This window comes from Streptomyces sp. NPDC051913, assembly GCF_044593635.1.
GTDB lineage: Bacteria > Actinomycetota > Actinomycetes > Streptomycetales > Streptomycetaceae > Streptomyces.
In genome coordinates, this window is record NZ_JBIUCI010000013.1 from 48,324 (window position 1) to 62,788 (window position 14,465).

A 14,465-nucleotide genomic window follows, 5' to 3' on the forward strand; every position below is an offset into this window, starting at 1 on the left:
CCGTTCCGTGGGGGTGCGGGACGGAACGTGGTTGCCGCGCGCGCCGGAAAGGTTGCCGGTACGGTCAGACCGTTTCCGGCGGAGGCGTCGGAGCCCCCGGCAGCCGTACGGTCGCGATCGTGCCGCCGCCGTCCGCGTGCCCCAGGGTCACCTGGCCGCCGGACTGCTCCACGGTGCGGGCGACGATGGACAGGCCGAGCCCCGAGCCGGGGAGGGCGCGGGCGCTGGGGGAGCGCCAGAAGCGGTCGAAGACGTGCGGGAGTTCCTCGGCGGGGATGCCGGGGCCGTGGTCGCGGACGGTGAGGACGCCGCCGTCCAGTCGTACGTCGATCGTGCCGCCCTCGGGGCTGAACTTCACGGCGTTGTCGAGGATGTTGACGACCGCGCGCTCCAGAGCAGCGGGCTCCGCACGGGCGTACCAGGGTTCCAGATGGGCGTTGATCGTCAACTCCGGCCCACGGAGCCGGGCCCGGCGCAGCGCCGACTCGACGGTGTCCTCCAGCGACACGACCTGCACGCGCTCGCCCCGCTGGCCCTCGGACCTGGACAGCTCCTGCAAGTCACCGATGAGCGCGGCCAGTTCGGTCATCTGCGCCTTCACGGACGCGAGCAGCGCCTTGCGATCCGCCTCCGGGATGGGCCGCCCCGTCTCCTCACTCCGGGTGAGAAGCTCGATGTTGGTCCGCAGGGAGGTGAGCGGCGTACGGAGCTCATGCCCGGCGTCGGCGATGAGCTGCTGCTGGAGGTCGCGGGAGTTGGCGAGGGAGGTCGTCATCGAGTTGAACGACCGCGAGAGCCGGGCGACTTCGTCCTCGGCGTCGTCCCGGACGGGGATACGGACACTCAGGTCCTCGGTACGGGCCACGTGTTCGACGGCCTCGGTGAGCTTGTCGACGGGACGGAGCCCCGCGCGGGCCACGGCGAGGCCGGCGGCTCCAGCGCCGAGGACTCCGATGCCGGAGACGAGGAGGAGGACGAGGGCGAGGTCGTTGAGGGTGTTCTGGGTGCCTTTCAGGGGGACAGCGACGCTGATCCCGATGTCGGGGCCGGCCTCTCCCGTAGCGGTGGTCGTGGTGCCGCTCAGATAGCGCGTCATCACCCGCACCGCGGTGCCGTCCTCGGCGGTGCCGTTCCGGAAGTAGACGTGATTGGGCTCCGCCCGTGCGATCACGTTCTTGTCGGCCTGGGTCACCTTGATCGCGCCCGCCGAGTCGTTGACGACACAGACCTTGCCGCCCTCCGTCACCACTTGTGTGTAGTCGCCGCGGGAGAAGGGGGTGCTCTGCGGAGTCTTGGAGCAGTTGTCGAGGGCGGACTGGGCCTGACTGATCTGCTTGAGCTGCGCGGGACCGCCTATGCCCCGCTGCAGGTCATTGTCCAGCTGGTCGTACAACTTCCCCTGCACGATGAACCAGCACGTCACCGAAACCGCCGCCACCGCGAACGCCACCGCCGCAGCCACCAGCAGCGACAGCCGTGCCCGGATCGGCAGGGTCTGGAACCGGCGCAGAACCCTTCTCACTCCGCGCCGCCCTGTCGGAGTACGTACCCCACGCCCCGTACCGTGTGCACGAGGCGGGGCTCGCCGCCCGCCTCGGTCTTGCGGCGCAGGTACATGACGTACACGTCGAGGGAGTTCGACGACGGCTCGAAGTCGAAGCCCCAGACCGCCTTCAGGATCTGCTCCCGGGTCAGGACCTGGCGCGGGTGCGCCATGAACATCTCCAGCAGCGTGAACTCCGTGCGGGTCAGCTCCACCGGGCGCCCGGCCCGGGTGACTTCCCGCGTCGCCAGGTCCATGCGGAGGTCCGCGAAGGTCAGCGCCTCGTCCTCCGGCACGGCCCCGGCCCCGGCCGCCGCGTACGAGCTGCGCCGCAGCAACGCACGGACGCGCGCGAACAGCTCGTCCAGCTCGAACGGCTTGACCAGGTAGTCGTCGGCGCCCGCGTCCAGGCCGGTCACCCGGTCGCCGACCGTGTCCCGCGCCGTCAGCATCAGGATCGGCGTGGTGGTGCCCGCGCCGCGCATCCGGCGGGCGGCGGTCAGGCCGTCCATGCGGGGCATCTGGATGTCGAGGACGACGAGGTCGGGCTGGTACGCGGTCGCCTTCTCCAGCGCGTCCGCGCCGTCGACCGCGACCTCCGTGTCGTAGCCCTCGAAGGCGAGGCTGCGCTGGAGTGCTTCGCGCACGGCCGGCTCGTCGTCGACGATCAGGATGCGCTGGGGGTCACGGTCGCCATCGGCGGGGCTCATCGCTCGCGGTTCCTCGGGGTGCGGTGGGACGTGGGCGCCTTCAGCGTCGCATGTCTGCCGGAGGTCGGGTCAAGCACGGGGCGGGTCAGGCGCGGCAGGTGCGTCAGGCGCGCACCCGGCGGCGCCGGGCCGTGCGGCGGGCGGCCGCCGTCGAGATCTCGGGGGCCCGGACCGCGGGAGCCGTCGGCGCGTGCAGTTCGTACGCCACTTCGAGGGCCAGCGTGAATCCGGCCGGGTCGTGGCCGGCCACCGTGTGGGAAACCTGCTTGATCATGACGTACTCCCTACGCGCTCAGTGGTTCAGCTGTCGGTGCCGCCGGCCCGCAGCTTCGCGAGGTCGGCCTTGACGGTGTTGATCGGGATGGCGAAGCCGAGGCCGACGCTGCCGGCGCTGGAGGAGGACGTGGAGTCCGCGGCCGAGTACATCGCCGAGTTGATGCCGATGATGTTGCCGTTCATGTCGATCAGCGCGCCGCCGGAGTTGCCGGGGTTCAGCGAGGCGTCCGTCTGGAGGGCCTTGTACGTGGTCGTCGAGGAACCCGTGTCGCCGTTGAACTGCTGGCCGCCGAACTCGAACGGCCACCCGCCGCCCTGCTGCTGTTGCTGCTGACCCTGGCTCTCGTCCGTCGAGACGGTCACGTCACGGTTCAGGGCGGAGACGATGCCGCTGGTCACCGTGCCGGTGAGGCCCTCGGGCGAGCCGATCGCCACGACCGTGTCGCCGACCTGGACGCCGTCGGAGTTGCCGAGGGTCGCGGTGGTGAGGCCGGAGGCGTTCTCCAGCTTGATCAGGGCGAGGTCCTTGGCGCTGTCGGTGCCGACGACCTTGGCCGTGTACTCCTTGCCGTCGCTCGTCGAGACCTTGATCGAGGTGGCGCCGGAGATGACGTGGTTGTTGGTGATGATCTCGCCGTCGCTGGTGATGATCACGCCGGAGCCGGTGGAGGAGCCGTTGCTGAGCGTCGCGTTGATCTCGACGATGCTCGGGCTGACCGCCTTGGCGACCCCGGAGACCGTGCCCTTGTCGGCGGACGGCACCACGTTGGTGCTGGTGCTGCTGGAGGTGACCGTGTCGTTGCCGGTCAGTTCCTGGATGCCGTACGCCGTACCGCCGCCGATCGCCGCGGCGACGATCGCGACGGCGGCCAGGAGGGCGAAGGGACCGCGGGCGCGCTTCTTCTGCGAGGGCGAGGGCGTGGGAGCCACCGGCTCCGCCGCCACCGCCGTCAGGACAGCGGTACCGCCGCCGTCGCCGTCACCGCCGGCGACCTGAGTCTGCGCCGGCCACACCGTGGTCCCCGGCTCCACCGTCACCGGCTGCGGCGCGGGGGGCTGGGTCGGCGGGGCCGGCCACTCGGGGTTGACGGGGGAGGAGGCGTGCTGCTGGGCGCCCTGGTAGGGGTTCGCGTACTGCTCGTACTCGCCGTCGCGGCGGAAGCTCTCGGTCATGACACTGAGCTTGTCGCCCGACCATGAGAGCTCCCTGAGTGCTCCCTGAGAACGCCGCCAGAACCTTGTTTGCCCGATATAAAGCCGGAACCGGCGCTATGGAGCGGCCTCTCAGAGAGGCTTAACAAAGGGCCCGGCGCGGTCTCATTCGCAGCCGCAGGACCGGCGTACGACCAGCTTCGACGGGAACACCTTCAACCGCTCCCGCCGCGACCCCGCCACCCGCAGCCCGTCGTCCAGGACGAGGTCCACCGCGGCCCGCGCCATCGCGGAGCGGTCCGATGCGATCGTTGTCATCGGCGGATCCGCGAGCGCGGCTTCCTTGATGTCGTCGAAGCCGATGACCGCCAGCTCGCCCGGCACGTCGATGCGCAGCTCGCGCGCCGCCCGCAGCAGACCGATGGCCTGGTCGTCGGTGGAGCAGAAGATCGCGGGGGGACGGTTGGGCCCCGACAGCAGTTCCAGCGCCACCTGGTAGGCGTCGTAGCGGTTGTACGGCGCCTCGAACAGCCGTCCCTCGGTGGGGAGACCGGCGTCCTCCATCGCGCGCCGCCAGCCCTCGACGTGGTCGGAGACCGGGTCGCCGACGGAGGGGGTGTCGGCGGTGCCGCCCATACAGGCGACGTAGGGGTGGCCGTGGCCCAGCAGATGCTCGACGGCCGCCTTCGCGCCGGTGAGGTCGTCGAGGACGACGGCGACGTCGTCGATCGCCTCGGGCCGCTCGTGCAGCAGCACCACGCGCGCGTCCCAGGCCTCGATCTCGGCGGCGGCCAGGTCGTTCAGGGCATGGCTGACGAGGATCAGGCCGGAGACCCGCATCCCGAGGAAGGCCCGCAGATAGTGGGTCTCGCGCTCGGCGACATAGTCGGTGTTGCCGACCAGGACCATCTTTCCGCGCTCGGCCGCGGCCTGTTCGACCGCGTGCGCCATCTCGCCGAAGAAGGGCTGACGGGCATCCGGGATGATCAGGCCTATGAGGTCCGTCCGGCGGGACGCCATCGCCTGGGCGACCCGGTCGGGCCGGTACCCCAGCTCCTTGATCGCGGCGAGAACACGCTCGCGCGTGGCCGGGGCGACCGGCCGGGGTCCGTTGTTGATGACGTAACTGACGACGGCAGTCGACGTCCCTGCCAGCCGCGCCACGTCATCTCGAGTCACCTTGGCCACGCGCGGAGTCTACGCGGATGGACCCGCTCTGGGCAGGGCGTACGCCGTCTTCCCTGTGCTCCGCCTGAGCGACCCCTGAGCATGCCGGACCCCGTCAGACGTCGACGTTGACCTCGGCGGCGTCCAGAGCGGCCGTCTCGTCCGCATCCTCCGCCTTTGACCGGTCGCTCCTGGCCTTGGCGTCGTCCGTCGCGCGCTCGCCCTTCTCCGGCGTAACGAATCGATAACCGACGTTCCGGACGGTTCCGATCAGCGACTCGTGCTCGGGCCCGAGCTTGGCGCGCAGCCGTCGTACGTGCACGTCCACGGTCCGGGTGCCACCGAAGTAGTCGTAGCCCCAGACCTCCTGGAGCAGCTGCGCGCGCGTGAAGACACGGCCCGGGTGCTGGGCCAGGTATTTGAGGAGCTCGAACTCCTTGAAGGTCAGGTCCAGGACCCGGCCCTTGAGCTTGGCGGAGTACGTCGCCTCGTCGACCGACAGGTCGCCGTTGCGGATCTCCATGGGGGAGTCGTCGTTGACGATCTGCTGCCGGCCCATGGCCAGGCGCAGTCGTGCCTCGACCTCGGCCGGTCCTGCGGTGTCGAGCAGGACGTCGTCGATGCCCCAGTCGGCGGTGACGGCGGCGAGGCCGCCCTCGGTGACGACGAGGATCAGCGGACAGCCAGGGCCGGTGGAGCGCAGGAGCTGGCACAGACTGCGGACCTGCGGGAGGTCGCGCCGGCCGTCGATGAGGATGACGTCGGCACCGGGGGTGTCGACGAGGGCGGGGCCTTCCGCCGGGGCCACGCGCACGTTGTGCAGGAGCAGGCCGAGGGCGGGAAGCACCTCCGTGGACGGCTGGAGTGCGTTGGTCAGGAGCAGCAGAGAACTCATACGGCTGGTTCCTCCTCGGTCCCGGCGAGGTCGTAGCTTTCGTATACAGGTGATCCGAAAGCACAAAAGGACCCGGGGGCTGCATTGCCCGAGTCCTCTGTTCAGGAGAATAGCCCACATGCACAGGGAGTCGGCAGGTCGTGTGGTGCGATCCACCTCAATTCCGCACTCTGAGACGAACAGAGGCACACCTATACGGACGTTTCTGTACACCGCCGACGGCGTGACGATCGATTCCGTATACGATCCGCCGGCCGTTGTATACGACAGCTCCCCGTCACCCTCCCGTGGCCTCGTGTTCGTCGTCGCGCACGGTTTCACGGGCGATGTGGATCGTCTTCATGTTCGCCGGGTGGTGGAGGCGTTCACGCAGTACGGGGCCGTGGTCACGTTCTCTTTCCGCGGCCACGGGGCTTCCGGCGGGGCCTCGACGGTCGGCGACCGCGAGGTGCTCGATCTGGCCGCCGCGGTGGAGTGGGCGCGCTCCCTCGGGCACGCGCGCGTGGTGACCGTGGGGTTCTCGATGGGCGGTTCCGTGGTGCTGCGGCATGCGGCGCTGTACCGAGATGAGCACGAGGGGCGCACGGGTGCGCACACCGACGCCGTGGTGTCGGTGAGTGCTCCCGCCCGGTGGTACTACCGGGGTACGGCGCCTATGCGAAAGCTCCACTGGCTGGTAACGCGGCCCGCCGGACGGCTGGTGGGGAGGTACGGATTCCGCACCCGCATCCACCACCGGGAGTGGGACCCGGTCCCGCTGTCCCCCGTGGCGGCCGTCCCGAGGATCGCCCCCACTCCTCTTCTCATCGTCCACGGCGACCGCGACGGCTACTTCCCCCTCGACCACCCCCGCATGCTCGCCGACGCCGCCCCCGGCCACGCCGAACTCTGGGTGGAGCACGGCATGGGCCACGCCGAGAACGCGGCCCCGGACGAGCTGCTGCGGCGCATCGGGGACTGGGCCGTCTCACAGGACGGCTAGCCTGACGGTGTTCAACACGGTCGAGTGAGGAAGCAGCGGAAGCAGATGCCAAAGGTCACGGTGCGCTACTGGGCCGCCGCGAAGGCCGCGGCCGGGGTCGCCGAGGAGGCGTACGACGCCGTCACCCTCGCCGAGGCGCTCGACGCGGTGCGCGAGCGACACCCCGGTGAACTCACGCGCGTGCTGCAGCGATGCTCGTTCCTCATCGACGGTGACCCCGTGGGCACCCGCGCACATGAGACGGTACGGCTGGCCGACGGCGGCACGGTCGAGGTGCTCCCGCCGTTCGCAGGAGGGTGAGCGATGACGAACCAGCCGTATGAGGGGCAGCAGGGGCAGCAGGGGTACGACCCTTACTGGCAGCAGGCGTACGAGGATCCGCACGCCGCCCAGCAGTACACCCAGCAGTGGCAGGGGCAGACCTGGGAGACGCAGATGCACGCGCCCGCCGCGCCTGCTCCGGCGGACACGGCGTATCTGCCGCCGCAGGGGTATGAGCCGGCCGGGTACCAGGAGCCTGTGTATCAGGAGCCTGTGTATGAGGAGCCCGCGTATCAGGAACCGGTCTCGGCGCCGGCTCCTGCCGCGGCTTCTTCCGGTGACTACGGACCCGCCACCCTCGGTGGCAACTCCCGTGTCACCGACGCCCAGCGCGCCCGCCTCGAAGGACGTTCGCCGATCATCGAGCCCGGGATGCAGCCCGCCGCCCTCACGGCGGTGCTGGGGCTGCTGCTCGCGGGTGCGGCGGCCGTCGGGTCGTACGCGCTGCTCGTGCCGCTCGTCCTCCTTCAGGCCGTGACGGCCGCCGGCTGGTTCCGGCTGAACGGCATGTGGCCCGCCCGGCAGGGCATCGCGCTGGCGTTCCTCGGGGCGGTCGTCGCGGACGTGGCGCTGCTGGCCGCCGACCGGTCGCCCGCGGCGATCCTCGGCACGCTGGGGGTGTGGGTGCTGCTGTGCCTGGTGCTCCAGCTGCGGTCGCACGCGGACCCCGATACCCGGATGTACGGCCTGATGGCGACCGTCGCCTCGTCGGCACTGGCGATCGTCGCGGGCGGGTACCTCGCCGCGTCGGCGGACGCGGTGTCGGTGGGCGCGGCCTCGGTCGCGGTGGCGGTGCTGGCGCGGGCACTGCCGCTGCCCACGGTGGCGTCGGTGGTCGTCTCGCTGCTGGCTGCGGCGGGGGCGGGTATCGCCGTCGGCGGGATGACCGGGGTGGGGGCGGAGGGTGCGTTGCTCGGGGTCGGCGCGGGGGTGTGTGCGCTGATCGGGCACCGGGTGGCCAGCTACGACTATCCGTCACGGTTCGTCCACTTCACCGCGGGCGTCGCGCTGCCGCTGGCCGCTGCCGCTCCGGCTGTCTATGTGCTGGGGCGGGCGCTCGGGTAGTCCGTCGGGGGCCGGACCGCGCCGGTTGCGGCTGTTACAGGTGATCAACAGTTTCGCGGGGTGCGTTGTCCGCGGCGCTACGGTGGCTGGGACGTAGACCGCCTCAGTGGGGGAACACAAAAGAATGCGCGCACTGCGAATACTGCTGATTGTTGTTGTCGTGCTGGGCGGGCTCTTCGTCATCGCCGACCGGGTCGCCGTGCACTTCGCCGAGGGCGAGGTGGCGGACAAGCTGCGGAACAGCGAGAACCTCGCCAGTACGCCGGATGTCTCCATCAAGGGCTTTCCGTTCCTGACCCAGGTTGTCTCCGGTGAGCTGGACGACGCCGAGGTGGGGATCAAGGACTACGAGGCGGCTGCCGGGACCGCGGGCGAGAAGATTCGGATCGACGACATCACGGCGAACTTCAAGGGCGTCTCGTTCTCCGGGGACTACAGCTCCGCCACGGCCGCCACGGCGAGCGGTACGGCCTCCATCTCCTACGACGAGCTGCTGAAGGCCGCCCAGTCCGAGCCGACGGAGATCTTCACCGGGGTGACCGCCGAGGTGGTCGGGCTCTCCGACGGGGGCAACGGCAAGATCAAGGTGAACGTCAAGGTCACGGCGCTGGGCAAGTCGACCACCTACCCCGTGCTCAGCACGGTCACCGTGGCCGGCGACACCGTGAAGGTGCACGCCGACAACCTGCCGAACCTGGTCGTCGAGGTCGCCGAGGGCAAGGTGCGGTCGATCACCGACTTCGAGCAGAAGATCGATGATCTGCCCGGCGGCATCCAGCTCGACAAGGTCGAGGCCGCGCCGGACGGTGTGGAGGTCACGGTGAAGGGTTCGAACGTCGAGCTGGCCGGGTAGGACCGCGTTCGGCGGACGGTGAGTGTCCGAGGAGCGAGACGGGCCGTCCGCGTACGTGGGTGTGATGACGGCCACCGGCGTCCGGAACCCGTGCGGACACGGCCCGGGCGCTGATCCATTCCCACATCGCGGACGATCGCGTCTCAAAATACGACACGCCGGTGACATGGCTGCTAGTCCGTCCCTACGATCGACGGCATGAAGCGACAGGCGGATCTCACAAAGCGGCGGGCAGTGGACCTGTGCCGCGTTGCCGCCATGCTCTGTCGCACTTTCTGAGCGGAAGCGCCGAGCGCCGTCCGCATCCCCCCGCCCTGAACCCAGGGCATCCGTGCGCCGAGGCCCCGTCGGCCCGCGCACCCTCACAGCCGTATGCCCCGCCGTAACTGCCCCGGAGGAGAAAGAGCATGAGCCGCAGCGACGTCCTGGTCGACGCCGACTGGGTCGAGGCCAACCTCGACAACCCGAACATCGCGATCGTGGAGGTGGACGAGGACACGTCCGCCTACGAGAAGAACCACATCCGCAACGCCATCCGCATCGACTGGACCAAGGACCTTCAGGACCCGGTCCGCCGTGACTTCGTCGACCAGGAGGGCTTCGAGAAGCTCCTGTCCGCCAAGGGCATCGGCAACGACACCCTGGTGATCCTCTACGGCGGCAACAACAACTGGTTCGCCTCGTACGCCTACTGGTACTTCAAGCTCTACGGCCACGACAGCGTCAAGCTCCTCGACGGCGGCCGCAAGAAGTGGGAGCTCGACGCCCGCGAGCTCGTCGAGGACGTGCCCTCGCGCCCGACGACCGAGTACCAGGCCAAGGCCCAGAACACGGCCATCCGCGCCTTCCGCGACGACGTCGTCGCCGCGATCGGCAGCCAGAACCTGGTCGACGTCCGCTCCCCCGACGAGTTCTCCGGCAAGCTGCTCGCCCCGGCCCACCTGCCGCAGGAGCAGTCGCAGCGCCCGGGCCACGTCCCGTCCGCGCGCAACATCCCGTGGTCGAAGAACGCCAACGACGACGGCACCTTCAAGTCGGACGACGAGCTCAAGGAGCTCTACGCCGAGGAGCAGGTCGACCTCGCCAAGGACACCATCGCCTACTGCCGCATCGGTGAGCGCTCCGCGCTCACCTGGTTCGTCCTGCACGAGCTGCTCGGTGTCGAGAACGTCAAGAACTACGACGGCTCCTGGACCGAGTACGGCAGCCTCGTCGGCGTTCCGATCGAGCTCGGCGCCAACAAGTAAGCAGACCCAGTCCCACCCCGACCGGCCTTCCTTCCGGTCAGACCTTCTGAATCTGGAGAAAGACATGTGTGGAGCGAAGGCCGGCGGCCCCGACGCCTCGACGATCAAGCCCGGTGAGACCACGATCCAGGGCCAGGTGACGCGTGACGGCGAGCCTGTGGTGGGCTACGTCCGCCTCCTGGACTCGACGGGCGAGTTCACCGCCGAGGTCCCCACCTCCGCGACGGGCCAGTTCCGCTTCTACGCGGCCGAGGGCACCTGGACCGTCCGCGCGCTGGTGCCGGGCGCGACCGCCGACCGTACCGTCGTCGCCCAGCAGGGCGGCCTCGCCGAGGTCGCGATCGCCGTCTGACGGACCTGTGTCGCACGAAGGGCCGCACCTCTCCGGGTGCGGCCCTTCGCCATGTCCCGGCCTACCCTGGACACATGCTGGCGCGCCGACGTCACGTCTACTTCGCCATGATGGGCACCTGTATCGGGCTCTTCGTCCTGGCCTGGGGTGTCGTACGTCTCTGGTCGATCCCGGTCGCTGTGGGGATGTGTGTGGTCGCCATGGTGATCCCGCCGGTCGCCGCCATGGTCGCCAACCGGCGCGGGCCGGACGACCGTTGGTGGGACGACCCCTCCGGCGACCCCAAGTCCGACGAGTGGTGGGACGAGCTGGACGGGAAGAAGCGGCGGCAGTAGGAAGGGGCCCATGTCGCCCATGAGGTTGTCGACCGTCGTACTCGACGCACCGGACGCCCATCAGCTCGCCGACTTCTATCAGCGCCTGCTCGGATTCGTGGTCCGCGAGGACGAGGCCGACTGGGTGCTCGTCGGGCCGCCGGGCGGAGGCGTGGGGCTCGCCTTCCAGACCGAGCCCGCGTACGTACCGCCCCGCTGGCCCGACCGCGAGCCCGGCGAGCAGCAGATGATGCTGCACCTCGACATCGAGGTCGACGACCTGGCGGCCGAGACCGCGCGGGCGATGGCCGAGGGCGCGCGCCTCGCCGAGTACCAGCCCCAGGACGACGTACGGGTGCTCTTCGACCCGGCGGGGCATCCGTTCTGTCTGTGGACGCCCTAGGGCCTGTCCGGCGGATCAGGTCGCGGGAAAGCAGCAGCGCCTCATCGACGCTGGTGAGCGGGGGCTGGCGCGTCGGAGTGCAAGGCGGAGGAGGGCGGCGACGCGGAGCGTCGGCAACCGACGACAACGCCGCAGGCCGGCGCGCCAGCCCCCGCGTCTGCGGCATGATCCGCCGGACAGGCCCTAGTAGACGAGCGCCTGTGTCTCGTCCGCGAGCGCTTCCTGTACGAACACCTGCGCGCCCGCGATCCGTACGCCCTCGATGACGTCCTTCTCCGTGATGTCCCGGCGGGCCGCGCACTGGGTGCACAGGGTCAGCGTGCCGCCGGCCAGGATCGACTCGATGAGGTCGGGGAGGGGGGCGGCGTGCGGCAGCTCGAACTCGGCGGCCCGGCCCGGCAGCGCGAACCACGCGGACTCGCCGGTCAGCCACAGGGAGACCTCGACCCCACTGGCCACGGCCACCGCCGCCACCGTGAACGCCTGCGAGCAGCGTTCGGGGGCATCGGCCCCCGCCGTCACCTTGATCACGAGCTTCTTCGCCATGACTGAATCGTAATCAACGCGGCTACAACCCAGGTCGCAGGCCGTGAGTCTTCTGTGCGCACATATGGAATGTGCACTTCACGTTCTGTGGGGGGACGTCTTGGAAGTACCTGAAGTTCAGGAAAACCCGGTACCTGACGAGGTGCCGGAAGTGCCGGAGCCGCTCGAAACGGCAGAGGCTCCCCGGCCCCGGCGGCGCGGCCGCACCACGCTGATCATCGCCGCGGCCGCCGTGCTCGGTGTCGTCGCCGGCACCTGCACCGGGTTCGTCGTACAGGCGAACCGCGAGCCCACCGCGCTGCCGCCGCTGTCGCAGCCGGTCGTCAAGCAGGCCAAGGGCGAGGTCGAGCCGCTGTCCGCCGCCCGGGACCGGCACGTCAAGGTGAACGGCGATCTGCGCAAGCTGCTGCTCAAGAAGCCCAAGGGAGCCCGGGAGCCCGACTTCGCGGCGGGCGTCGACGGCTGGATGGACATCGCCGAGTACGCGGACCTCTACGAGAAGCCGCAGAACGCCTTCGGCAACCTCGCGACCGACGAGTTCCGCCGGGCTGCCGTCACCGACTGGCTGGTCGGCGGCACGTACAGCGTCGAGATCGTGCTCACGCAGTTCCGCCAGGAGCGGGGTCTGACGGCCGCCGACTACACCGCGAACGAGCAGGGCTTCGCCGGTGACGAGGACGACACCGACAGCTGGCCCGTTCCCGGGACCGGTGACGGGTGGGCGTACGTCCACAACAAGCCGGACACGAAGCCCGGCTATCTGCCGCTGTACTCCGCCGAGGCGATGGCCACGCGCGGCGACATCGCCATGACGGTCTGGGTCTACGACACCAAGCCCATTCCCAAGAAGAAGATCATGGACCTGGCCAAGCGGCAGATGGAGCGGCTGTGAGCGAGACCGAGATCGCAGAGAACCCCGAGGTTCTCGAGGCTCCGCTTCCCGAGCCTGCGACCGTCGTGAAGAAGCGTTTCCCCCTTCGTCGCGTCGCCACCCTCACCGGCTCCGTCCTCCTCCTCGGCGCCGTCGTCGGAGGCACCGGCTACACCGTCGTGACCGTCCAGGACGCCGACCGGGACCCCGGGAAGCCGAGCTGGAAGTTCCCGAAGGCCGCCGCGGACCAGGGCACCGCGGAGGCGAAGGGGCTGCGCGGGATGCTGATGCCGTACGAGGAGAACGGGTTCGCCCAGGGCCCCGACATCGACGAGTTCGGCGCCGACGCCGAGCTCAGCGGCCGGCAGGCCACCGCCCTGCGCAAGGAGTCGCTCAAGGGACTCCCGCCCGCCGACCGGCGGAAGCTGGAGAAGCAGATCGACCGGCAGCGCATCAAGGGCGTCGTGATGCGCAGCTACCTCAACGCCAACGGCTACGCGGTCTACGACGACAAGGTGTCCTCGGTCAGCGTCACGCTGACGCAGATGGAGAGCCAGGCCGCCGTGCGGAACAGCTCGACGTCCGAGATCGAGTTCTTCGAGGCCCTCGGCATCATGCGCAAGGGCCCGAAGATCGACGGCCACAAGAACGCCAAGTGCTTCCTGTCGCCCAAGGACAAGGACGAGAAGATCGACTGGATGTTCTGCTCCGCCTACGTGGGAGACGTCCTGGTCGCCGTCAACGCGTCCGGGGTCGCCCCCCTCGACAAGGGCGGGATCGCCACCTTCGTCGCCGCCCAGCTCGACCGCATCGACGACCCGGGGAAGGCCGTATGAGCACCGAACAGCAGCAGCCGATCGGGGAGATCACCGAGGTCACCGAGGTCACCGAGGTCGCGGAGGCCGCGGAGGCGGGCGCTGGGACCACCGAGGGGTCACCGGTCGTCCCGGACGCCCCGGCCGTCCCGCCCACCCCGCCCGCCCCGGCCGTCAAGAAGGACCGACGGGTGCTGCGGGCCGTCCTGCGGTGGACCGCCGCCGTCGTGGTCTTCGCCGCGGCCGGGGCCGGGACGGCGTACGGGATCACACGGATGGAGCGGACGGACGTACCGGGACTCGCGACCGAGACGGACGGACGCTGGGAGTATCCGCCGATCGTGCAGCCGCCGCTGCCCGCCGGCAGCCCGCGGCCCTTCGACAAGGCGAACTCGTCCAACTCCCACTACGCCGACCTGCGCGCACTGCTCCTGCCCGCGCCCAAGGGCGCCAAGGCCGACAAGGCGCTCGACGGCGAGGACGGCTGGCTGGCGAGGAAGGACTTCCTCGCGGTCTACGAGGACAAGGACGACCGGGACGCCATCGGCCAGCTCCTGACCGACCAGGGGCTGCGGCACGTCGCCGCCCGGGGCTGGACCACGGCCGACGGCACGCACACCCGGATCTACCTGCTGCAGTTCGACACCGCGAGGGTCGTCGACTCCCTCCAGGAGAACAGCTTCACCGGCTACGACGCCCCCCAGTTCGCGCTGAAGGGCGCCTCCGAGGTGCACCTCGACGAGGCGTTCCCGGAGAAGGCCGAGGTGGAGAACGTACGGCACTACGCGTACGGCGAGGCCAAGCCGTACGGGGCGGAGCAGGTGCGGGAGGCGTATCTGGTCTCCGGCGACGTCCTCGGCCTGGTCGTGCAGTCGAGGAAGGGCGCGGCTGAGGCCGTACCGTTCCAGCAGACGGTGGTGCTGCAGAGCCAGCTGCTGGGCTGACGCCGTTGA

At 70.0% G+C, this 14,465-nt stretch carries 19 protein-coding genes; 12 read left to right on the top strand and 7 right to left on the bottom strand.

Translation table 11 applies throughout. The features are described 5' to 3' along the window. Positions 1-64: 64 nt before the first annotated feature. The 6 genes from ACIHIX_RS32910 to ACIHIX_RS32935 form a co-directional block, all read right to left on the bottom strand. On the bottom strand, positions 65-1,522 hold the full coding sequence (locus ACIHIX_RS32910; RefSeq protein WP_399962621.1) for a sensor histidine kinase: 1,458 nt from the start codon (positions 1,520-1,522) through the stop codon (positions 65-67). Beyond that, positions 1,519-2,253, bottom strand: a complete 735-nt coding sequence (locus ACIHIX_RS32915; RefSeq protein ID WP_399962623.1) for a response regulator transcription factor — start codon at positions 2,251-2,253, stop codon at positions 1,519-1,521. Before ACIHIX_RS32915 ends, ACIHIX_RS32910 begins: the two co-directional genes overlap by 4 nt. Positions 2,254-2,356: 103 nt before the next feature. Then, complete coding sequence (locus ACIHIX_RS32920; RefSeq protein WP_399962625.1) at positions 2,357-2,527, bottom strand: hypothetical protein; 171 nt, start codon at positions 2,525-2,527, stop codon at positions 2,357-2,359. A gap of 26 nt (positions 2,528-2,553) precedes the next feature. Then, a complete protein-coding gene (locus ACIHIX_RS32925) occupies positions 2,554-3,702 on the bottom strand; it encodes a S1C family serine protease (RefSeq protein ID WP_399962627.1) in 1,149 nt (382 codons plus the stop codon). A gap of 144 nt (positions 3,703-3,846) precedes the next feature. After that, a complete protein-coding gene (locus ACIHIX_RS32930; protein ID WP_399962629.1) occupies positions 3,847-4,869 on the bottom strand; it encodes a LacI family DNA-binding transcriptional regulator in 1,023 nt (340 codons plus the stop codon). A gap of 94 nt (positions 4,870-4,963) precedes the next feature. Next, positions 4,964-5,743, bottom strand: a complete 780-nt coding sequence (locus ACIHIX_RS32935) for a winged-helix domain-containing protein (protein WP_399962631.1) — start codon at positions 5,741-5,743, stop codon at positions 4,964-4,966. Positions 5,744-5,861: 118 nt separating this feature from the next. Here ACIHIX_RS32935 and ACIHIX_RS32940 point away from each other — a divergent pair, with 118 nt between their 5' ends. From ACIHIX_RS32940 to ACIHIX_RS32980, 9 genes are all read left to right on the top strand, one after another. After that, a complete protein-coding gene (locus tag ACIHIX_RS32940; RefSeq protein WP_399962632.1) occupies positions 5,862-6,725 on the top strand; it encodes an alpha/beta hydrolase in 864 nt (287 codons plus the stop codon). A gap of 45 nt (positions 6,726-6,770) precedes the next feature. Then, positions 6,771-7,025 carry a MoaD/ThiS family protein gene (locus ACIHIX_RS32945; protein WP_399962634.1) on the top strand — a complete coding sequence of 85 codons (255 nt, stop codon included), beginning with the start codon at positions 6,771-6,773 and terminating at the stop codon, positions 7,023-7,025. Between the two features lie 3 nt (positions 7,026-7,028). Continuing rightward, positions 7,029-8,111 carry a hypothetical protein gene (locus ACIHIX_RS32950; protein WP_399962636.1) on the top strand — a complete coding sequence of 361 codons (1,083 nt, stop codon included), beginning with the start codon at positions 7,029-7,031 and terminating at the stop codon, positions 8,109-8,111. Between the two features lie 124 nt (positions 8,112-8,235). Next, on the top strand, positions 8,236-8,964 hold the full coding sequence (locus ACIHIX_RS32955) for a DUF2993 domain-containing protein (RefSeq protein WP_399962638.1): 729 nt from the start codon (positions 8,236-8,238) through the stop codon (positions 8,962-8,964). Between the two features lie 198 nt (positions 8,965-9,162). Beyond that, entirely contained in the window at positions 9,163-9,243 is an 81-nt protein-coding gene (locus ACIHIX_RS32960; RefSeq protein ID WP_350310325.1) for a putative leader peptide, read from the top strand. Positions 9,244-9,371: 128 nt separating this feature from the next. After that, positions 9,372-10,211 carry a sulfurtransferase gene (locus ACIHIX_RS32965; protein ID WP_399962640.1) on the top strand — a complete coding sequence of 280 codons (840 nt, stop codon included), beginning with the start codon at positions 9,372-9,374 and terminating at the stop codon, positions 10,209-10,211. 64 nt (positions 10,212-10,275) lie between these two features. After that, positions 10,276-10,563, top strand: a complete 288-nt coding sequence (locus ACIHIX_RS32970) for a DUF1416 domain-containing protein (protein ID WP_020122955.1) — start codon at positions 10,276-10,278, stop codon at positions 10,561-10,563. Positions 10,564-10,637: 74 nt separating this feature from the next. Beyond that, positions 10,638-10,898, top strand: a complete 261-nt coding sequence (locus ACIHIX_RS32975) for a DUF3099 domain-containing protein (RefSeq protein WP_031051809.1) — start codon at positions 10,638-10,640, stop codon at positions 10,896-10,898. A 10-nt stretch (positions 10,899-10,908) separates the two neighbouring features. Further along, entirely contained in the window at positions 10,909-11,280 is a 372-nt protein-coding gene (locus tag ACIHIX_RS32980; protein ID WP_399962642.1) for a VOC family protein, read from the top strand. 183 nt (positions 11,281-11,463) lie between these two features. Here the strand turns inward: ACIHIX_RS32980 and ACIHIX_RS32985 are convergent, their stop codons facing one another. Further along, on the bottom strand, positions 11,464-11,826 hold the full coding sequence (locus tag ACIHIX_RS32985) for a DsrE family protein (protein ID WP_399962644.1): 363 nt from the start codon (positions 11,824-11,826) through the stop codon (positions 11,464-11,466). A gap of 64 nt (positions 11,827-11,890) precedes the next feature. On the opposite strand from ACIHIX_RS32985, the gene ACIHIX_RS32990 reads away from it, so the two are divergent. Genes ACIHIX_RS32990 through ACIHIX_RS33000 form a run of 3 tightly spaced genes read left to right on the top strand, consistent with a single transcriptional unit; the run spans position 11,891 to position 14,456 of the window. Then, positions 11,891-12,718, top strand: coding sequence for a hypothetical protein (locus tag ACIHIX_RS32990; RefSeq protein WP_399962646.1), 828 nt, complete (start codon positions 11,891-11,893; stop codon positions 12,716-12,718). Next, positions 12,715-13,533, top strand: a complete 819-nt coding sequence (locus tag ACIHIX_RS32995; protein WP_399962648.1) for a hypothetical protein — start codon at positions 12,715-12,717, stop codon at positions 13,531-13,533. Before ACIHIX_RS32990 ends, ACIHIX_RS32995 begins: the two co-directional genes overlap by 4 nt. Then, entirely contained in the window at positions 13,530-14,456 is a 927-nt protein-coding gene (locus tag ACIHIX_RS33000) for a hypothetical protein (protein ID WP_399962651.1), read from the top strand. Before ACIHIX_RS32995 ends, ACIHIX_RS33000 begins: the two co-directional genes overlap by 4 nt. Positions 14,457-14,465: the final 9 nt, after the last annotated feature.